Origin of the sequence: Edaphosphingomonas laterariae (genome assembly GCF_900188165.1) — a bacterium.
Classification (GTDB): domain Bacteria; phylum Pseudomonadota; class Alphaproteobacteria; order Sphingomonadales; family Sphingomonadaceae; genus Sphingomonas_E; species Sphingomonas_E laterariae.
This window is the reverse complement of the sequence record NZ_FZOS01000050.1, coordinates 1-18463: the sequence shown is the minus strand read 5'-3', so window position 1 is coordinate 18463 and position 18463 is coordinate 1. Positions and strand designations below refer to the sequence as shown.

The 18463-nt window shown below is 63.8% G+C and carries 32 protein-coding genes; 18 read left to right on the top strand and 14 right to left on the bottom strand.

What is annotated here, in order from left to right; all coding sequences use genetic code 11:
- Positions 1-175: 175 nt before the first annotated feature.
- From CHB74_RS20405 to CHB74_RS20340, 14 genes are all read right to left on the bottom strand, one after another.
- The gene (locus tag CHB74_RS20405) at positions 176-475 is read right to left on the bottom strand and encodes a hypothetical protein (RefSeq protein WP_179220948.1); all 300 of its coding nucleotides are present in this window, start codon (positions 473-475) and stop codon (positions 176-178) included.
- Positions 472-1251 carry a hypothetical protein gene (locus CHB74_RS22165; protein ID WP_179220947.1) on the bottom strand — a complete coding sequence of 260 codons (780 nt, stop codon included), beginning with the start codon at positions 1249-1251 and terminating at the stop codon, positions 472-474. Before CHB74_RS22165 ends, CHB74_RS20405 begins: the two co-directional genes overlap by 4 nt.
- Before the next feature lie 90 nt (positions 1252-1341).
- Positions 1342-1923 carry a hypothetical protein gene (locus CHB74_RS20395; RefSeq protein WP_089221331.1) on the bottom strand — a complete coding sequence of 194 codons (582 nt, stop codon included), beginning with the start codon at positions 1921-1923 and terminating at the stop codon, positions 1342-1344.
- Positions 1920-2720 (bottom strand): hypothetical protein, encoded by an 801-nt coding sequence (locus tag CHB74_RS20390; RefSeq protein ID WP_144033880.1) that lies wholly within the window; start codon positions 2718-2720, stop codon positions 1920-1922. Before CHB74_RS20390 ends, CHB74_RS20395 begins: the two co-directional genes overlap by 4 nt.
- Positions 2717-3559, bottom strand: coding sequence for a lambda exonuclease family protein (locus tag CHB74_RS20385; RefSeq protein ID WP_245843108.1), 843 nt, complete (start codon positions 3557-3559; stop codon positions 2717-2719). The genes CHB74_RS20390 and CHB74_RS20385 overlap by 4 nt, the downstream gene beginning before the upstream one ends.
- Complete coding sequence (locus CHB74_RS20380; protein ID WP_089221328.1) at positions 3475-4602, bottom strand: hypothetical protein; 1128 nt, start codon at positions 4600-4602, stop codon at positions 3475-3477. Before CHB74_RS20380 ends, CHB74_RS20385 begins: the two co-directional genes overlap by 85 nt.
- 226 nt (positions 4603-4828) lie before the next feature.
- Positions 4829-5053, bottom strand: a complete 225-nt coding sequence (locus CHB74_RS20375) for a hypothetical protein (RefSeq protein WP_089221327.1) — start codon at positions 5051-5053, stop codon at positions 4829-4831.
- 56 nt (positions 5054-5109) lie between these two features.
- Entirely contained in the window at positions 5110-5460 is a 351-nt protein-coding gene (locus tag CHB74_RS20370; RefSeq protein WP_089221326.1) for a hypothetical protein, read from the bottom strand.
- Positions 5461-5485: 25 nt separating this feature from the next.
- Entirely contained in the window at positions 5486-6796 is a 1311-nt protein-coding gene (locus tag CHB74_RS20365; protein WP_089221325.1) for a DUF6745 domain-containing protein, read from the bottom strand.
- Positions 6797-6812: 16 nt separating this feature from the next.
- The gene (locus CHB74_RS20360; protein WP_089221324.1) at positions 6813-7055 is read right to left on the bottom strand and encodes a hypothetical protein; all 243 of its coding nucleotides are present in this window, start codon (positions 7053-7055) and stop codon (positions 6813-6815) included.
- Positions 7052-7360, bottom strand: a complete 309-nt coding sequence (locus CHB74_RS20355; RefSeq protein ID WP_089221323.1) for a hypothetical protein — start codon at positions 7358-7360, stop codon at positions 7052-7054. The genes CHB74_RS20360 and CHB74_RS20355 overlap by 4 nt, the downstream gene beginning before the upstream one ends.
- A gap of 2 nt (positions 7361-7362) precedes the next feature.
- On the bottom strand, positions 7363-8412 hold the full coding sequence (locus tag CHB74_RS20350; RefSeq protein WP_218821478.1) for a polymer-forming cytoskeletal protein: 1050 nt from the start codon (positions 8410-8412) through the stop codon (positions 7363-7365).
- Between the two features lie 135 nt (positions 8413-8547).
- Positions 8548-8859: a hypothetical protein gene (locus CHB74_RS20345; RefSeq protein ID WP_089221322.1), complete on the bottom strand. Its 312-nt coding sequence runs from the start codon at positions 8857-8859 to the stop codon at positions 8548-8550.
- Positions 8860-8867: 8 nt separating this feature from the next.
- The gene (locus CHB74_RS20340; RefSeq protein WP_179220946.1) at positions 8868-9602 is read right to left on the bottom strand and encodes a S24 family peptidase; all 735 of its coding nucleotides are present in this window, start codon (positions 9600-9602) and stop codon (positions 8868-8870) included.
- A gap of 72 nt (positions 9603-9674) precedes the next feature.
- On the opposite strand from CHB74_RS20340, the gene CHB74_RS20335 reads away from it, so the two are divergent.
- The 18 genes from CHB74_RS20335 to CHB74_RS20245 all read left to right on the top strand — a co-directional run bounded on the left by CHB74_RS20335 (position 9675) and on the right by CHB74_RS20245 (position 18413).
- Positions 9675-9854, top strand: a complete 180-nt coding sequence (locus CHB74_RS20335) for a carph-isopro domain-containing protein (protein WP_089221320.1) — start codon at positions 9675-9677, stop codon at positions 9852-9854.
- On the top strand, positions 9851-10057 hold the full coding sequence (locus CHB74_RS20330; RefSeq protein WP_089221319.1) for a hypothetical protein: 207 nt from the start codon (positions 9851-9853) through the stop codon (positions 10055-10057). The genes CHB74_RS20335 and CHB74_RS20330 overlap by 4 nt, the downstream gene beginning before the upstream one ends.
- On the top strand, positions 10057-10371 hold the full coding sequence (locus CHB74_RS20325; RefSeq protein ID WP_089221318.1) for a hypothetical protein: 315 nt from the start codon (positions 10057-10059) through the stop codon (positions 10369-10371). Before CHB74_RS20330 ends, CHB74_RS20325 begins: the two co-directional genes overlap by 1 nt.
- The gene (locus tag CHB74_RS20320; protein WP_218821477.1) at positions 10361-10855 is read left to right on the top strand and encodes a hypothetical protein; all 495 of its coding nucleotides are present in this window, start codon (positions 10361-10363) and stop codon (positions 10853-10855) included. Before CHB74_RS20325 ends, CHB74_RS20320 begins: the two co-directional genes overlap by 11 nt.
- On the top strand, positions 10855-11547 hold the full coding sequence (locus tag CHB74_RS20315; RefSeq protein WP_089221316.1) for a DNA-methyltransferase: 693 nt from the start codon (positions 10855-10857) through the stop codon (positions 11545-11547). Before CHB74_RS20320 ends, CHB74_RS20315 begins: the two co-directional genes overlap by 1 nt.
- Positions 11544-11762: a hypothetical protein gene (locus CHB74_RS20310; protein ID WP_089221315.1), complete on the top strand. Its 219-nt coding sequence runs from the start codon at positions 11544-11546 to the stop codon at positions 11760-11762. Before CHB74_RS20315 ends, CHB74_RS20310 begins: the two co-directional genes overlap by 4 nt.
- Positions 11759-11992, top strand: a complete 234-nt coding sequence (locus CHB74_RS20305; protein WP_089221314.1) for a DUF2312 domain-containing protein — start codon at positions 11759-11761, stop codon at positions 11990-11992. The genes CHB74_RS20310 and CHB74_RS20305 overlap by 4 nt, the downstream gene beginning before the upstream one ends.
- Positions 11992-12183 carry a hypothetical protein gene (locus tag CHB74_RS20300; RefSeq protein WP_089221313.1) on the top strand — a complete coding sequence of 64 codons (192 nt, stop codon included), beginning with the start codon at positions 11992-11994 and terminating at the stop codon, positions 12181-12183. The genes CHB74_RS20305 and CHB74_RS20300 overlap by 1 nt, the downstream gene beginning before the upstream one ends.
- A complete protein-coding gene (locus CHB74_RS20295; RefSeq protein WP_089221312.1) occupies positions 12180-12557 on the top strand; it encodes a VRR-NUC domain-containing protein in 378 nt (125 codons plus the stop codon). The genes CHB74_RS20300 and CHB74_RS20295 overlap by 4 nt, the downstream gene beginning before the upstream one ends.
- Positions 12554-13114 (top strand): hypothetical protein, encoded by a 561-nt coding sequence (locus CHB74_RS20290; RefSeq protein ID WP_089221311.1) that lies wholly within the window; start codon positions 12554-12556, stop codon positions 13112-13114. Before CHB74_RS20295 ends, CHB74_RS20290 begins: the two co-directional genes overlap by 4 nt.
- On the top strand, positions 13104-14309 hold the full coding sequence (locus tag CHB74_RS20285) for an AAA family ATPase (RefSeq protein ID WP_089221310.1): 1206 nt from the start codon (positions 13104-13106) through the stop codon (positions 14307-14309). Before CHB74_RS20290 ends, CHB74_RS20285 begins: the two co-directional genes overlap by 11 nt.
- Before the next feature lie 171 nt (positions 14310-14480).
- Positions 14481-14753 carry a hypothetical protein gene (locus CHB74_RS20280; protein WP_144033878.1) on the top strand — a complete coding sequence of 91 codons (273 nt, stop codon included), beginning with the start codon at positions 14481-14483 and terminating at the stop codon, positions 14751-14753.
- Positions 14753-14989: a hypothetical protein gene (locus CHB74_RS20275; protein WP_089221308.1), complete on the top strand. Its 237-nt coding sequence runs from the start codon at positions 14753-14755 to the stop codon at positions 14987-14989. The genes CHB74_RS20280 and CHB74_RS20275 overlap by 1 nt, the downstream gene beginning before the upstream one ends.
- Complete coding sequence (locus CHB74_RS20270; RefSeq protein ID WP_144033877.1) at positions 14989-15450, top strand: helix-turn-helix domain-containing protein; 462 nt, start codon at positions 14989-14991, stop codon at positions 15448-15450. Before CHB74_RS20275 ends, CHB74_RS20270 begins: the two co-directional genes overlap by 1 nt.
- Position 15451: 1 nt before the next feature.
- The gene (locus CHB74_RS20265; RefSeq protein WP_089221306.1) at positions 15452-15958 is read left to right on the top strand and encodes a terminase small subunit-like protein; all 507 of its coding nucleotides are present in this window, start codon (positions 15452-15454) and stop codon (positions 15956-15958) included.
- A gap of 70 nt (positions 15959-16028) precedes the next feature.
- The gene (locus tag CHB74_RS20260) at positions 16029-17519 is read left to right on the top strand and encodes a terminase (protein WP_245843105.1); all 1491 of its coding nucleotides are present in this window, start codon (positions 16029-16031) and stop codon (positions 17517-17519) included.
- Entirely contained in the window at positions 17519-17710 is a 192-nt protein-coding gene (locus CHB74_RS20255; protein ID WP_089221304.1) for a hypothetical protein, read from the top strand. The genes CHB74_RS20260 and CHB74_RS20255 overlap by 1 nt, the downstream gene beginning before the upstream one ends.
- Before the next feature lie 256 nt (positions 17711-17966).
- Positions 17967-18413 (top strand): portal protein, encoded by a 447-nt coding sequence (locus CHB74_RS20245; RefSeq protein WP_245843103.1) that lies wholly within the window; start codon positions 17967-17969, stop codon positions 18411-18413.
- Positions 18414-18463 lie beyond the last annotated feature (50 nt).

Here is an 18463-nt window from a genome sequence, read left to right as displayed (position 1 = left end):
ACGCATGTCTCCCTTCATCGGTCATCTCCATTGCAATTTCTGCGGGGCATCGGCTTCTCACAGAAGAAACAGTTGTTCGGCCCGCTCTCCATGGTTGTGTCGACCTGGTGCCGGCGCGACGGCAGCGGAGAGACGGGGCACTCCACCTCCAGCGGGCGGGGTTCGGGGTGGGCGGTCATGCGATACCCTCCAGATCCCCGGCAGCATCGCAGAAGGCGCGCATCCCCTCCGCCGGGCAACAGTCAGTCAGCGTGATCTTAAGTGGCCCGTTGCGGCGATCCCCCGTCATCACTCCATGCAGGGCGTCGCGCTCCTGCGGCGACAGGTTGCGCCATTTGGCGATCTCCCAGTCCCCAAACATGAGGCCGGTCGGCTGCGCTCGGCAGCCCGACGCCAGCGAGAACCCTGCGGACGCAAGGAGCCTCTCCGCACTGCGGAGTGCGACGAAATCGCCGATGCCGTGGATGATAATCACTCCCCGCACCCCCGCCCGATCTGGCCGGCGTCGGTCGGAACGCGCGCCATGCACTCGACCAAGCCGACCGCGAGACGGTTGATCGCCGTTTTATAGGCGTAGGCGTAGGCGTAGGTGTCGGCGTCGGCGTAGGCGTAGGCGTAGGCGTAGGCGTAGGTGTCGGCGTCGGCGTCGGCGTAGGCGTAGGCGTAGGCGTAGGTGTCGGCGTCGGCGTCGGCGTAGGCGTAGGCGTAGGCGTCGGCGTAGGCGTAGGCGTAGGTGTCGGCGTAGGCGTCGGCGTAGGCGTAGGCGTAGGCGTAGGTGTCGGCGTAGGCGTTGCGCAAAACCGACCGCCACTCATCGACTGGAGCGCGGTCGCCGTTCAGCGCGCGTTGGTGGAGCGCCTGCAACTTGCGGTGCGGCTCAGGGTCACGGCCTCGCTTTTCGGCTGCCTCTATGCCCATGACGCACGAAACATTCGCGTGCCAGTCATAGACCACGGTGAATGGAACCTGCCCGTCGAGCCGCGCGAGTTCGGCATAGAAGGTGCTCCCCCACGCGAAGGCATCTTCCGCGCGCTGATTGTCGAACAGCCACGGCACCATCTGGGCCAGCCATCGGGGCATGACAGAGGCGGGGCACTTCGATGCAGCGTCAATGCTCGGGTCGATCACGCCGAGCGCGCAGGCGACGTGCCGGCCATCCTGTTCACTGTTCCAGACGCCTTGGGCGATGCCGCCAGCGGAAAGCGCCGCGTCGTATTTCTCGAATGCCTGCTTGGCGGTAATCGTGATCATGGCAGCTTACCTCTCGAAATCATGCGGGGCGGCAAAAACAGACCCGTTAGCGCCGCCCCGAACCCGCTCACCGCGAGCGGGATGGGAATGTCAGGCGGCCTCGCTCCACACGCGGAACGGCACGAAACCCTTGTTCTCGGCCATCGCGATCAACTCGGGCGCTGAAACCTGGAGCCGCCCGCACTGGTAGCGCTTGCCTTTGAGATCGAACCGGCCCTGATCGTCGATCCGGTGGACCTTCCAGTCCCGCCGGCGCAGGAAGTCGGCCGCTTGGCCGGCAACGCTGTCGTCGCGCTGGGAGACGGGGGCGGCGAGGGTGCCGGGACGGTTGAACGAGATGCGCTTGCCGCCGCTGGTGGAGCGATCGACGGCGCCGGACTTGATCTTGCGCGACACCCCGCATTCATTCCGCAGCCGCGCCGCCGTGTGCTTGCTCATGTGGAAATGCTTGGCAAGCTCAACGAGCGTCGCGGTGCGCGCCATGTCGCGGAACCCTGTCGGCTCTTCCGTGCGCGGTTTTGCCAGGCCACGCACGGGCTCCATGCCGTGTTCTGCAAACCAGCGCTCGATCGTCTTATAATGGCGGCCGATGACCTTCTTGACCGCGTTGACGCTTTTCCCCTCCGCTATCTCGCGAAAGTTCGGCGGCGCCTCGGACTTGTGCCGGATCACTTCGCTGCCTCCTTGATCGCCGCAATGCGGTCCACGGCAGCCGCGCGCACCCGTTCCGCCGCTTCGTCATCCAGTTCGCCGATCCGGCTGCTGACGAGGCTGTTGACGTCCATCGCGGTCGTCTTGCGGGCGATGTGGGCGAGGATATCGGCTTCGGGGTCAACGGTGGTCTGCGCTTCGCCGTGGTCGAGAACCGGCAGCCCGAAGGGATCGTCATCACCTTGCGCCGGCCTGCGCTCGGCAATCGCCAAATCCACCTTGGCGGCCAGCTCCGGGCGGTTGTCAGCCAGCCAAGCGCGCTGCTTGGCGACGGCGGGGTCGGCGTCGATATCCTCGCCATTCTGGATGCGCTCGATCAGCGCGCGGACGCCATCGGCCACCTTGTCGGCCTTCTGCTCGACGACGAGAGGCAGGATCTTCACGCCTGCCTTTTTCCCCTTCGACTTCATGACGACCACGATCATTTCCCGGTCGATGTCGCTCATGTGCGAGATGCGAATGCCGCCGGTTTCCAGCCCGCCGAACGTGACCTTATCGTCGCGATAGAGCGTCATAGACTTGCCGACATACTCGTTGGCATAGCGGCCCCACACGCCCATCAGGACGCGACGGATCGTCTTGCAGGGCTTGAACGGCTTGCCGTTGTCGCCCTGATAGAAGATCGAAACAGGCTGATCGCCATCATTGCCGGTTACGCGGGTGATCGTGATCGTGCGCGGGGCGCCGATCAGGTCGTCGGCGTTGAGCTGGTCCGACTTCGCCTCGACGAAGCGGGACATATCTACCATTTCAGTCACAGGATTATCTCCATGTCAGTCCGACGCTCAGTCGGGATCAGCTTGGCCATGGCGGCGAGCGAAGCACGGTATTCCCGCTCCTTTTCCGCCAGCTTGAGTTCGAAGGATTGGGCGGCGGTAAGGATGGCGTCCTGTATCTGCGCGTCAGGCTCGACGCGCTTGACGAACATCGGCAGGCCGCCGGAATATGAGATGAAGTCGATCCATTTCCGGCCGGAAACCAGAAGGCCGGTCTGAAGCTGGATCATGTATTCGGCCGGGACTTCGTTTTCGGCGATTGTCTGGACCTGGAACTTCCCGGCCCGCGACTTGCACTCGATCAGGCCGTCGTCGCCAACGAGGCCGTCAGGCGAATAGCCGATCGTGAAGCCCCATTGATCGTTCGTGATGAAGCCCGCTTCGAGGGCCGGCGCGTAGTGCTCGGAATAGGCCGCGCGGGCGTAGATCTCGTCCTCCTGCCCGCGCAGCATCGCATCGGACACATATTGCGGCTCGACGAACCGGGTGAGGCGCTGGAACAGCAATTCCCAGAGGTGCGCGCGCGTTTTGTCGTTGTCCGCCACCTTCAGCGTCGGCGTGATGATGTGTTTCATTTCGCTGGCGGTCAGCAGGCCACAGCGGGCGGCAAGCCACTCGTCCGATCCTTGGATGAGCTTGTCGTGGATGCGTATGGAGTTGCGCGTCGAGATATGGACCGGCTCATTGTCCGAGGTCGACGGGTCGACATATCCAACTGCGAATGGGTTATTCATGATCAGAACCTCAGCGTTATCGCCGGCACTTCCCCAGCGATGATGGCCATGACAATCTTCTTGGCGGTCTCTTCGTCGGCACCGCACGACATGAACGCCTGCTTGGCGGCCGTTTTGACGGAGGTGCGGTGCTTTTTGTCAGCCTCGCGAGCCGCCTGCTCATCGGCGAGGCGCTGGGCTTCAGCCTCGGCCGCAGCCCTTTCGGCGGCCACGCGGTCACGTTCGGCTTGTGCGGCGCGCTCGGCGTCTTCTGCGCGGCGACGCTCAGCGGCCAGCGCCTCGTCATGCTCACGCTGGATACGGTCGCGCTCGGCCTGCGCCTTGCGTTCGGCGTCCCGCTGCGCGGCCTCGGCAGCCTCCTTGCGCTCGCGCTCGATCCGCTCCGCCTCTGCCTTCTCGGCGGCAATGCGGCGCTCTTCTGCGGCGCGTTTCTCTGCGGCCTCGCGCTCGACGCGTTCGCGCTCCTCGCGCTCTGCAGCTTCCTTCGCTTCTCGGGCGGCGGCTTCGGCGCGCAACTTTTCCAGTTCGGCGCGCTCGGCCTCCTCCCGCTCAAGGCGCGACAGGCCGGCCTTCAATGTCGCGATGGCATTTGCCTTCGCCGCCTCAGCCTCGCCGGCCATGTCACCGAACGCCTCGCCGACCTCGACACTATAGACCTCACTGCCGCGCGTCCTGACGGTCTCAACGGTATCGTCCATGGTGACGACCCCGGCATTGATCAGCCAGTCGATCTTGCTGCGGCATGCATCGACGCGCGCCTTCTCGGCCGCTTCCCAATCAGTCAACGGCTTTCGAACCTCGGCGGCGAGCGACTCCAGGCGCTCGCCGATGATCTTCCCGGCGGCGTTTGCCTGCGCGGTCATGTCGCGCCATTCTTTGGTCAGGCGCAGACGAGCCTTATCGATACCCGCCTTCTCCGACCGCACCTTGGCGGCATATGAGCGCAGGACATCGCGGCCCTTCGAGGTGGAAACGTCCGCATCAGTGGGCGCCTCGGCCTTCAGCTTGTCATACCAGGCGTCAAACTTCTGGCTGTCGATGAGCACTATACCGGGATCGCTAGCCACTGCGATGGCTAGATCGGTGCCGGCGGACGCTACGGGTTCAAGATTTAGGGTGGCCGCTTCCATTACAGCGCTCCATTTGAATTGGCGTTTGCGGCGAGCCCAGCCACGAAAGGCAGGCCGCAGGAACCCGACGCGACAGGGGGATGCGCGTCCGTGGCGGGTGATGCTGCTTCCCGGCGGGGCGTAGCCGTCGTGGGGATGGAAGCAGCGGCGGAAGGGTATTCGGCGGCGCAGGCAGCGCAGAACGTCAGCCACTCATCGGCGCGGCGGCCGCATTCGAGGCAAGTGCTCACAGTGCCATCATCCCGAACACAAAGGCCGAGAGCAGCGCCGCAAGGGCCAGCGCAGGGGCAACCGCGCGACGAAGCGCGATGCGGTGGGGATCGCGCGCGCCATCCCAAGGCTGGTCGGTGATCTGCCGTTCAAACTGCCGGCGCGTATGGACGCCTTGATATTGCGCGTGTCGGTGGAGCATCATTGCCTCCAGATGACGGCGGGGGAAAAGCGGGGTCATGGAGAAATCCTCCTGATTTCATCCTCGCGCCCGATCGCACCGGGCGTCTGGGGAAATCAGTCAGCGACCCGACGCGCCTGCTCGGCGAAGGGGTCGAACTCGCGACTGATCCGCATTTCGTAGATGCCGGGTTCCAGATCGTATCCGCCGTGCGGAACGGCCGCGTCCTGGATCAGCGATGCCGGTTCATCGAGCAGCGCGTAGAGGATTTGCATCCCAGCCGGCACGTCGCTCACGCGCTCCATCACATCACCGCCAGTCAGCAAGTGGTGATTGCCATTCTCGCTGTGGCTGATGATCCAGCCCTTAGCCGTCCGTTCGACCGACTTCGTTTCGGCATTCTCCGGCAGCGCGGAAATCTTGATGATGGTGATTTCGCCTTGGGCGCCGATGATCTGCTTCGTCATATGCTTAATTCCTCTTTGTGGGTGGTTAGGTTCGGATCGGGGGGTGGGAGTATTCGCTTTGCGGATCGCCGATGCGCCACGCTTGCGCCGCGAAAGCGGTCTCGATCGGAAGTCGATCAATGTCGGAAATGCGCGGGACGCCCTCGACGATGATCCCGTTGCGAGGGCAGTGCGCCTTGAGGAAGCGACCTGGCTCGCGCAGCCCGGGCAGGCTCAGTTCGATCAACTGGCCGACATCAGGCGATCCGCTATCGTCGATGACCGTGCATTTCAGGACAGAGAGCATTCGGGACCAGCCAACGATGGCTGCGCCAGCAGCGCGCTGTTCGACATTATCGGCCTTGATGACCTCGTTCGGGTCGATATCCGCGCGGTTGGCGATCCAGTGGTCAGGCACCTTGACGCCATGCCAATAGGTTAAACCCCATCCAGTGCCGGCGTATTTAATCGCCATGCCGGTTTCGCAGTGCGGCCGGCCGGAATCGTCCAGATGGATTTCAGATGGACGCTCCGATGCGAATACGATGCCATCAAGCGTCCAGTAGAAGCCACAGCTTGCGGTCATTTCCAGAAAGTTTCTGTCGATCGCGACCCCGCAGGCATCACTGAAGTAATCGGCCCAGGCTGCATATCCTGCGCTCCAGAGCCCACCACCAAAGAATGAATATCCGGCGCTGTCCACGGCGCTGCCCACGGCGCTGCCCACGGCGCTGCCCACGGCGCTGTACACGGCGCTGCCCACGGCGCTGTACACGGCGCTGTCCACGGCGCTGCGCACGGCGCTGCCCACGGCGCTGCCCACGGCGCTGTCCACGGCGCTGCGCACGGCGCTGCGCACGGCGCTGCCCACGGCGCTGCCCACGGCGCTGTCCACGGCGCTGCCCACGGCGCTGCCCACGGCGCTGTACACGGCGCTGCCCACGGCGCTGTACACGGCGCTGCCCACGGCTCTGTCCACGGCGCTGCCCACGGCGCTGCCCACGGCGCTGCCCACGGCGCTGCCCACGGCGCTGTCCACGGCGCTGTACACGGCGCTGTCCACGGCGCTGCCCACGGCGCTGCCCACGGCGCTGCCCACGGCGCTGTCCTTGCCCTCGATCAGCCGATGCTGGATCAGCGATGCGTAGACTACTGCGCTTAGTGCCGCACTGATCGGGCACGGGAGCCATATAACGCGCGGTTCGCGGAGCTTTGCGAGCTTATACAGCCCCGCAATCGCCGCCTCAGCGCGCGGCCGATCCGCCGGCTCGGTCGACAGTCCGATGTCTATCCACTTGCGGACGAACTCGGGAAAGCGCGCCTCCTGCTCGGTCGTCAACTTCATTATCTTGTTCATAAATCCTCCTGTTTGCTTACGCCTCGCACCATTCGCGCATCTGGTCGGGGTCGAACCCGGCAGCGCGGAGGGCGGCGTGGAAATCGTGCTTGGCGAGGCCGAGCGCGTCGTCGGCGCGGACCATTTCGGCCACCATATCGTCGCTCGGCTCGACGTTGCGGAGCGCGCAGTTCTGCTCGCGCATGTGGGCCAGCGTCTGCTTGGCGATCGCGGCGTCGAGGATGGCGGTTGTTTCGCGGAGGCGTTCGAGCTGGGTCATGCCGCTATCCTCTTGGCGGCAGCCGCGTCCACCTTGGCGAGCGCGGTCAGTTCGTGCTGGCGGCGAAGCGAGGTGATCGCGTCATCGATGCCGGGCGCCCAGCCGTTGCGACCAAACAGGCCGGCGCTGGCAGACAGAGCGGTATCGGTGAAACCCAGCGCGTCGTTGACCCGCTTCAGGTAGCGTTCGGCGCTGTTGCGGGCGAACACCGTGGCAAGCGGGCTGGTGATGATCGCATCCCGCAGGCGGTCGCGCTGGCTCTCAAGGAGAACGCGGGTCGCGGTCTGGGTGGGGTAGCGGCCCATGATCAAGCGGCCTCGGCCGGAGCAGGCGCATCTTCGGCATGGAAGTCTTTCAGCGCCTCTGCCGCACGCAGTTCGATGAACTTGATCAGCAGGCGGTATTGCTGGCCGTCAGGGCCGTCCCCGTGCCGCTCATCAACGGCTTCACCGAATTCTTCCAGCGATCCCGCGAAGCATCCGCGCGATACCCTGACGCCGCGATCCTTCTGGATGAACCAGCAGAGCGTGCCATTTTCGCTGCCGACGCAAGAGAACCATCCAAGGTGATTTGGACGGTAGACCCACGCATCGCCGTAGACCCGCGCATCGCCGGAGACCCGCGCATCGCCGGAGACCTGCGCATTGCCGTAGACCCGCGCATCGCCGGAGACCCGCGCATTGCCGTAGACCCGCGCATTGCCGTAGACCCGCGCATTGCCGTAGACCCGCGCATCGCCGGAGACCCGCGCATTGCCGTAGACCTGCGCATTGCCGTAGACCCGCGCATCGCCGGAGACCCGCGCATTGCCGGAGACCTGCGCATTGCCGTAGACCCGCGCATCGCCGGAGACCCGCGCATTGCCGTAGACCCGCGCATTGCCGTAGACCCGCGCATTGCCGTAGACCCGCGCATCGCCGGAGACCCGCGCATTGCCGTAGACCTGCGCATTGCCGTAGACCCGCGCATCGCCGGAGACCCGCGCATTGCCGGAGACCTGCGCATTGCCGTAGACCCGCGCATCGCCGGAGACCCGCGCATTGCCGTAGACCCGCGCATTGCCGTAGACCCGCGCATTGCCGTAGACCCGCGCATCGCCGGAGACCTGCGCATTGCCGGAGACCCGCGCATTGCCGGAGACCCGCGCATTGCCGGAGACCCACGCATCGCCGTAGACCTGCGACAGGTTTTCCTCACGCTCGATATATCCGCCGAGATCGCCGGCGGAGATGCTCATCGCGGCAATGTCAACCAGCGCACGGATGCGGAACAGTGTCCGGCCGCCCCATGTCTTTACGGTGTCGTCCTTGACGATCTCGTATTTCTTGCTGGTCGGCTGCTGCACGGTCATCTCCATCGCCGGTTGGGCTGATGGAGGTGGTGTACGCGTACACAATGTGTATGTCAACACGACGCGTACGTTTTTTTGCGTACGTTCGAATCGAGGCGCAAAAAACCCCGCTCTAGGCGGGGCTGAGATGATTGAACTGGTCTAGCGGAAGGTGTCTATCACGTCCTCCGAGACTGGAGCCTGCTCGATTTCCTCTCGGAGTTTCGATCCGCGCCAGTAGGCGAACGTGCCGACGATGACGGCTGGGATCGCATAGACCCCGAAGGCGGGCCAATAATATGGGCCGCCGTTAGCTAGCCCGAAGCCGGCCACGCCGCCGATGGTCAGCCAAGCCGCCAAAACGGAAAGCATCTTGCCTTTTAGCGGGTCGTCCATGACCCGCTTAAACAGGGCGAATTCCCAAAGCACAAACAGCACGAAAACGCCAAGGGTGCCACCAAACAGCCCTGCCATACCCCCTCCTACGAAAGTAGATCCCCCAATGTCAGCACGCGGTCGATCCGCAGCACGTCTGCGGCATCAAGCCGGAACGTCATGTCAGGCGTGAACTGCTGCAGCTCGACATACTGCGCTGACCGGCGCACCAGGCGCTTCACCAGAACGCCACGGGCGCGCTCGCCGTCGTCGTCGTCGCCGTTGCAGCGCAGATAGACAACAACATCATCGCCGACGCGCGGCGGCTTCTTGGCTTGCGCAAGGAGGAGCGTTCCTTCCGGGTGGACCGGATACATCGATGAGCCTTGGACATAGAGCCCATAGGCGTCGGGCGTGCCATTCAGGATGGTTGGCCGCTTGATATATTCAACGACCTCGCCGCGATTAAGCGTCGTTTGCTCCACTGCCTCACCATCCACTATCTTCGGCGCGCCAAGGGCGGTCCCGAATATTGGCAGATCGTCGCGCAGCACAACAGACGGGGCGCCTTCAAATTTCACGGGCTGGGCGTTTGATTGAGGGAGGCCGGTCAGGGCCATAACCTCATCGGCCAGGATCGCGGGGCTGCCCTTCCCGGCGAGCGCCTTTGCAAAGCGGATGGCCACTTCTGGCTTGATCGGCGTGTCATGCGTTGTGTCGACATAGCGCTGTATTCCAGACGCATGATTGAAGCCGGCACCCTCGGCTAACTCGCGCTGCGATAGCCCAGACCGTTCCCATAGCGCCCGGAAGCGCGAACCTATCGTCAGTACATCAGACATGGGCGTGTTTTCGCACCGAACGCGTACACTATCCACATTGACGCCTATACGCTGAACGCGTACACCATGCGTATGCTCGACAATCTCACCGAACATCAGCGGATCATCAAGCGGCTAGGCGGCATTCGGAAGCTTTCCCGACTGCTCGGGCATCGCAACGCCTCGACGGTGCAGGGCTGGTTCCAGCGTGGCCAAATCCCTGCCGCGCAGATGGAAAAGGTTCTCTCAGCCGTTTCGCAGGTCGCGGCATGACCCTGCGCGGCACACAGGTGTGGTGCGCGAAGCTCACCGATGTTGACGTGATCGCGATCCGGCGCCGCTATGCCGCTGGCGACACGCTCGCGACGTTGGCTGCTGCCTATCCGCAGTGCTCCAAGGTCAACCTTCATCATATCGTCCGCGATCGTCGCTGGCGCCATCTCCCGCGCACGTCATCCATGCGGGTGATCGGGTGATGCGCCGCCGGGCCGCCATCATCGCCACCGTCGTCGGCCCGTTCGCCGCCATGGCGCTCCTATGGGCGATCTGGCGGCCGCTACCGGTCATTATCGGCGTGGCGGGCCTCGCGTGGCTGGTCCACGAAATCCAGACCGCGCCGACGGTCCACGAAATCCAGACCGCGCCGACGGTCCACGAGGTTTTCCCGCCGTCGACCCGTGATGCCGCGATCCCGCGCCGCCGCGCGGAAACGGGCGCGATGGACCGCATGTCGCGCGGCCTCGCCGATCGGCAACCCATCCAAAGCAATGCAACTGACCATGAGGACTGAAATAATGACGCAGCGCAGCAGTGTCGTTCCCGAAACAAGTTCGGTCGGGGAAGATCAATTCCATGGCGCGATGCTTGCCGGGCTGGGCAGGGCGGAACGCAAGGTGGGCCTGAAAGTGCTCGCCTTCGTGATGGACATGACGCCCAAAGGCCTGCGCAATCTGTTCGCCGGAAGCGCGCCGCACCCGAAGCGGCTGTGGGACGCGCTCTATGCCGACAAAACGGCGCTGGACGACATCGCCGACCTCTACGGCCGCCGCGTGGTGGACAAGACCGCCGTTTGCGACACCGACGACCTCAAGGTGCTGATCGCGCGCGTGAACCTGAAATTGCAGGAATATGCGCACCCCGACAGCCCGGCCGCCGAAAGCACCGCCCATTGCGAATATCTGGACGGTGAGGCGCTGATGCGATCACTGCACCATGAAACCGGCCGGTGGCTGGAGCGGTGCAGTGAAATCCGCAAGCCGAGGGCAGTGGCGTGATGCGCGTCGAACACATCGGAAGCGCCACGCTCTATCTGGGCGATGCGCGGGAGATCGTTCCGACTCTGACCGGCATCGACGCCGTTGTGACCGACCCGCCCTATGAGTTCGTTCCCATGGGTGGCGGTCTCGGTGGTAAGCGGCAGGTTTACAAAGATATCTACGCTGAAAAGCTGCATGAGGGGTTCGATCCCGACATGCTTCTCGGTGTGGCTCCGTCCCTGACGGTATTCTGCGCCAAGGCCCAGATGCGCCGCATGATCGAATTTGCGGACACCAACGGCTTCCGCTGGAACCTCACCACCTTCAACAAGACCAACCCGACGCCGCTCTGTGGGGCAAACTACCTGCCGGATACGGAATATGTTTTCCATTTCTGGAAGGGCGTTCGCCTCGGCGGCACCTACCACGACAAGTCGAGATTTTGGGTGTCAAAGGCGTCGGGCGATTCCTCGGTCCATCCGACGATAAAGCCGGTCGACCTGATGGTGAAGCTTGTTCGTGTCGCCATCGATCTCCCTGATCCGCTCATTCTCGACCCGTTTATGGGTTCGGGCACCACGGGAATCGCCTGCCACCGCGAAGGTCGCCGCTTCATCGGGATTGAAATGAACCCGGCGCACTTTGATACCGCGTGCAGGCGGATCGACGACGCCGAGCGTCAAGGCTCTCTATTCGGAGCCGCCGCGTGATCTGGCCCTTCCGCCCCCGCCGCGCACGGCGCGCACTCCCCACTATCCCGCGCGGCTACGACATCGACCTCGCGCTCGGAAACCGCCGCCTCTGCCGCAAGGACAATCAGGCGCGCGCCAACAAGGCCGCCGAGACGAGGCGCCGCAACCCCGATTGCATCGCCCGCGCCAACGAAATCCGTGCCGCGCACAACATGCCGGAGATCCAGATATGACTGATGGCGCCGACCGCCTGCGCTTGCACATCGAAGCCGCCGAACGGCTGATCGACGAACGCAAGGGGCTGAACGAGGACATCAAGGAGCGTTTCGCGCTCGCCAAGTCCGAAGGATACGACATTCCCACGATCAAGTGGGCGATCAAGGAGCGCGCCATCGAGCGCCAGAAGCGCGACGAGCAGAACGCGCTCCGCGAAACCTATGGCGTCCAGTTGGGGCTGTTCTGATGCGCCTCAGCAAATACCCCGACAAGCAGATCACCCAGGCGCAGGCGCTGGCGCAGCTCAAGTCGCTGCTCACGTCCGCGCGCTCGATCGATCAATTCACCGTCGACAGCCTCGGCCGCATGTTCCGCGTGCCGCCGAAGCAGATCGAATATGAACTGACGATCGCCCGCCAGAAGCGAGCCGCGCAATGAGCGAGATCGCGATCCAGACCCGCTTTCGCGCGCGCGTGAAAATGCTCTGCCCGGCGGTGTCCGTGGTCGCGATCCCCAATGCCGGCAAGCGCACGCGCGGCGCGGCTGCCCAGGTCAAGCGCGAGGGCCTGTCCGCTGGCTTCCCCGACGTGATGTGCCTCTGGTCGCACGGTAATGACCCGGCCAACGTCGAGCCCCGCATCGCCTTCATCGAGTTTAAGGCGACCAAGGGCCGCATGTCGGAGAACCAGTCCGAATGGTTCGAGCGTCTCGCCCGCAACGGCTTTGACGTATCCGTTCAGCGCGACGCCAACGAGGCGATTGCGTGGCTCCGCGCGCTTGGCGCGCCGTTCCTGATGATGGAGGCCGCATGAGCCTCTCGTCGGAAATGGCCCATTATGCCGATGCGCTGAAGCATCCGCATTGCGAGTGGCTCCGCGCGCACGGCGGCACCGAATGGCCGCTGCTGACCGCCAAGGGAATACTCGGCATCGGTCGCGCCGCCATCGACCCCACCGGAGACCGCTGGGGGCCCGATGAGGCCGGCGCGCTCCATTTCATGGTCGGCGTCGTCGAGGATGGCGCGCTGGTCGACATCATCGCCTTTTCGCCTGATGCCCCGAGCCGCTGGGCGCTCAGGACGTGGAACGGCACCATTCTCGGTATGGACAACGTCCGCCGCGCGCAGGGCGCGTTCCCCGGCGAGGTTGTCATGCTCCGTATGGTCGGCACGCCGCTGGAGTGGATCGGCGACACCACCGCCGCCTGCGTGATCGACGGCTATTCCGCGCAGGCTAGCGCCGAAATCCGCGAGGTCCAGTCCATCGACGTGCCGAACAGCAAGCTCGCCCAGGCTCTGCGCCTCCAGCTTACCAAGCCGCCGCGTATCCCCGAAATCAATATCACGAAGGGGCGTCGCCATGCCGCTTGATCCGTCGTTCGAAGATGACGTGCCCTCGTGGATGGACGAGCCGCCGGCCTATGGCGAGCCGGTCACAGCGCCCGCCGCGATCAAGGCCACCCCGTTCACATGGCGCGCCGAGGCCGACATTCCCCGGCGCCAATGGCTCTATGGCCGGCACCTCCTGCGCGACTTCCTCTCGGTCGACGTGGCAGCCGGTGGCGTCGGCAAATCCTCGCTCAAGATCGGCGAGGCGCTCGCTCTCGCGTCGGGCCGCGACATCTATGGGCAAACGCTCCACGAAGGCCCGTTGCGCGTCTGGCTCTACAATCTCGAAGATCCCGCCGAGGAAACCGAGCGCCGGCTGCACGCGACCGCCAAACGGTTCCGCATCCAGCCCGAGGACATCGCCGATCGCCTGTTCGTCGACAGCGGCCGCGATCAACGCTGCGTCATCGCCGAGGACAACATGTCCGGCGTCCGCATCATCCGTCCGGTTGTCGACTCCATCATCGATGAGATCAAGGCGCGCAACATCGACGTGCTGATCCTCGACCCGTTCGTCTCCAGCCATGCCGTTTCAGAAAACGACAACATGGCGATCGATATGGTGGCGAAGGAATGGGCTCGTGTTGCCGGCGTCACCGGATGCGCGATCAACCTCGTGCATCATGTCCGCAAGCAGAACGGCCAGGAGGCCACCGCAGACAGCGCGCGCGGTGCCAGCGCCCTCATCGGCGCCGCGCGCTCCGTGATGGTGTTCAACCGCATGACCAAGGACGAGGCCGAGAAGGTCGGCGTGTCCGAGGCCGAAGCGCGCTTCTTTTTCCGCGTCGACAACGACAAGGCCAACCTCGCGCCGCCCGGATCGACGACCTGGTATCGCATGAACAACGTCGATCTGGACAATGGCGACAGCGTCGGCGTGGCCTGCCCATGGAAAGCCCCGGATGCGTTCGACGGCATCACCGTCGCCCATGTCATGCGCGTCCAGAAGGCTGTCGGCGCGGGTGAGTGGCGCGAGAACCGGCAGTCGAACGCATGGGTCGGAAGGGCCGTCGCCGATGCCCTGATGATGGACGCCGACGACCCCAAGGACACCAAGCGAATAACCATATTGGTGAAAGAATGGATCAAGAATGGTGTGCTTGAGGTGGTAGAACAGGAAGACAGCGCCCGCCGGAAACGCAAGTTCGTGGTGGTTGGAAATTGGGTGACGGAATGACCTGCTCCACCTCTGAAAATTGCGGTGGAGCAAGGTGGAGCAAGGTGGAGCAAATCCAAGGCCGAAATCCTGCTCCACCACCCCTACACCCTGAAGGGGTGGGGGTGGTGGAGCAACGGATGGAGCAGCGGCAACAGGTGGTGCGGCAAGGTGGAGCAAATGGAGGCGGGAATGAGGATCGTTTTTGACCAGCAGCCGGAAGTCGGGTTTGGCATTTCGATCGGGCGACACGCCTACATGATCGTCCAGCACGACCAGCGCACCAACCGGCATGGTGACGAGGTGCAAGTTTCGATCTGGCGTGGACGGTGCGCGGAATGCGGCGCCGCGTTCGACCAATACACTCGGATGGACTTCGCGCCCGAGAGCTGTCGCTGCGCTGAACACAAGCGGCCAGGCAAACGAGCGACCATGACCAACACGGTTTCCGAGGGGGCGCGGTGATGGGGGTGGTGGCGAAGCGCTACCTCGCTACGTATCGCCATGGCGGCCGGGCCTGCTCGCTGGAGATCACGGCCGAAGATCACGATGACGCGCAGCGGCGCCTTCGCTCGATCGGGCTAAGCGGACAGGTAGACGGGGTGATCGTCGCCAATGTCGCGACGGGTCATCTCGCGCTTGGGCCGCTGGCCCTGATTGCTGCGGCCTGGTGCTGGGTCAAAAATCTGGGGAGGGCATGATGGGCTACACGGACCCAAGGCTTGCCGAAGCTCTGGTTTTTACCGCGGTGGCCGAAGCGGCCGATGTCGGTGCGCCGTGTCCCAGCAATCAGGATCTGGCCGACATAATTGACGGGTCGGTCAGCAGCCCGCCCTACATCCTCACGCGCCTGCAGCGGCAGGGATTAATCGCCATCGAGCGCTACCAGAAGGAACGGAGGATCACTATCGTGGAAACCGGCAAGCAGACCGCGCCCGTTCGCAATCCCGCGATCCATTGGCGCAACCGCAAGCGCAATGTTCCCGCACCCGCCATCACGGCAGTCCGTCAACGTGACAACGAGACGGGTCGGCGGATCATCGTCGCAGCCCGCCGCGAGGGGATGGATGTCCAGACCTTCCTGACCTGCATGGTCGCCGTCGGCTTCGCTGAATATGAGCGGTCGATTCACCACGAGGCCATGGAAGGGGTAGGGGGCTGATATGCCCAAGCTCGTTCTCAACCGCTCGATCGAGGATGCCATCCTTGAGGAAGTGTCCGATGGCATTCCTCTCGCAGAAGCGTGCCGAAAGCATGGAGTGGGGCGCACAACGATCTATGATCGACGTGATGCGGACAAGGAATTTGCCGAACGACTCGCGCGCGCGCGCGAATTAGGCGAGGATGCCATTCTCGAAGAGACGCTGGATATCGCCGACGATGCTACCAACGACTGGATGATGCGCACGGGTCGGGATGATGAGCACGATGAGCAAGGAGTAGGGTGGCGTCTCAATGGCGAGCATGTCCAGCGCTCCAAGCTGCGCGTCGAAACCCGCCTGAAGCTTCTGGCGGTATGGAACCCCAAAAAGTTCGGCAGCAAGGTAGATGTCACGAGCGGCGGCGAGCAGATCAAGTCTGCTGACGACATCTCGACCATGACGCGCCTCGCCTCGCTCGCTGCCAGCCTGCAGGGCCGCATCGATGAACCTTCCGACGACGCCGAGTGAGTGGGAGCGGCTGCTATCGGTCGCAACCCCGGAAGAACGCGCCGAGATTGAGGCGATCCTTGCCGCTGACATGAAAGAGACGATCTGGCGCCCCCAGGTGGGTCGTCAGATGGAAGCGCTCAACAGCCAAGCCTATATCACCGGCTATGGTGGCGCTGCCGGCGGCGGTAAGTCTGACCTGATCTCGGGGCTCGCGCTCACACAACACAAGCGGACGCTGATCCTGCGGCGCGAGAAGGCGCAGACAGACGGCATCGTCCAGCGCATGACCGAGATCCTTGGGTCCACCGATGGCTACAACAGCCAGAAATCGGTTTGGCGCGTGACTGACAGGCTGATCGAGTTCGGGGGCCTGGACAATCCCACCGATCACCAGAAATGGCAGGGCCGCGCCCATGACCTGAAGGCCTATGACGAAGTGACCGAGATGCGGGAATCTCAGGTCCGCTTCACGATGGGCTGGGCGCGTGGCCCCGATCCCGCGCAGCGCGCCCGCATCCTCATGACCTTCAACCCGCCCACGACGGCAGAAGGCCGATGGGTGATAGACTTCTTCGGGCCGTGGCTCAACGACAAGCATCCCAATCCCGCCAAGCCCGGCGAATTGCGATGGTTCACCACGATCAAGGGCAAGGACTTCGAGGTCGAGGACGAGCGCCCCTTCGTGCTGTTCCGCGGCGATCCGGTCTATGACTACGATCCGTCCGAGTTCTCGCCCGAGAAGATCATCACGCCAAAGAGCCGCACGTTCATCCCGAGCCGGGTGACGGACAATTATTTCTACGTGAAGACGGGCTATATCGACACCCTGCAGTCCATGCCCGAGCCCCTGCGCTCCCAGATGCTCAACGGCGACTTCACGGCGGGCGTAGAGGACGATGAGTGGCAGGTGATCCCCACCGCGTGGATCGATGCCGCGCAAGCCCGTTGGAAGCCCCGCGACGCCAAGGGCGAGATGGACAGTATGGGCGTCGACGTGGCTGTCGGCGGCAAGGACAACTTCGTCATATCCCGCCGGCACGGCACATGGTTTGACGAACTGATCCGCATCGCAGGGCGCGAGATACCGCAAGAGGCTGCCGGTCCTATCTCCGCCGGCCATGTGATCCGCCACCGCACCGATCGCGCCGCGGTCCATGTCGACGTGATTGGCTGGGGCCTGACCACCTGCAACTTCCTGACCGAGAATGAGGTCCAGGTGATGCCCGTGAACGCGGCGAATGTGTCGCTTGAGCGGTCCAAGGACGGTAAGCTGAAGTTCGCCAACGTCCGCGCTGAGTTGGCATGGCGGATGCGGGAGGCGCTCGACCCGACGAATCCCGATCCGGTAGCGCTCCCGCCCGACCCTGCGTTGCGCGCCGATCTCGCCGCCTACAAGTGGAAGCTGACTTCGCGCGGCATCATGGTTCGCCTCAAGGCCGAAATGAAAGAGGATCTTGGCCGTTCGCCCGACGACGGGGATGCGGTGCTGCTGGCGAACATCCAGACCATGAAGCTGGAAGTGTATGAGGAAATCCGGAGGAACGTGGTAGAGCGGGACCGTTATCGGGAGTTGGATTGATGGTGGAGGCCGAGAAGATAGCCCTTGCAATTGAAGCCATTAATAGCACCGCCAAGGTTGCAAACGTAGCAGGCGATCAGATGGGAGTGGTGGGAAGGGCGCCGCTATACGTGGTCGTTAATCCGGAAGAGGTGGCGCAAGCTGTCATCGACGCCATTCGGCCATGGCCGAAGCTTGCCGAACTCGACTAGCCTCGATTCAACCGCATAACGGCGCGGGATAAATGGTCTCCCCATGATCGGGGAGACGAGCCATCTGCACTAGCACTCCAGACGTTCCGACTGTCCCCGAGCGACAGGCGGCCAAGCTCCCTGACGGTGGCTCCACCACGGCGCGCGTCGACGACGCCGCCAAGCGCCGCCGCGCGCTCATGGCAACCGTCCTCACTTCCGCGCAGGGCGCGCTGGGCAACCCCTCGGTCACTGGCGCGGCCAGCACTCTCGGCTAATGGCTCTCACGCTCCGCGAGCGATGCCAGAAGCGCCTGACCGGAATGCAGAGCGTCCGGCAGCCCTATGAGGCTGACTGGAAGGAAATAGCCCGCCACGCGCAGCCCGCCCGTTCCCGCTTCCTCAATAGCGACACGAACCGCAACGCGCGTCGACAAGCCCGCATCTATGACAGCCATGCGATCCAGTCTTTCCGCACGCTGACCGGCGGCATGACGAGCGGGCTGTCCTCCTCGTCGCGCCCTTGGTTCAAGGCCGAGCTCTACAATTCCGATGTCATGGATGACGTCGAAGTCCGCGCATGGCTCGATGAGACCCAGAAGCGGATGTATGATTTCCTTGCCGGAACGAACTTCTACGGCGCGGTGAAGACCGGCTACTCGGAAATGGGCCTCTTCGGCATGAGAACGGCGGAGCAATATTCGACCACGGTAGCGGCGGGATAGCCCTGCTGCGGGCGGCGTAAAAGTCGTCCACCTTGAAGCCTTTCTGCCAA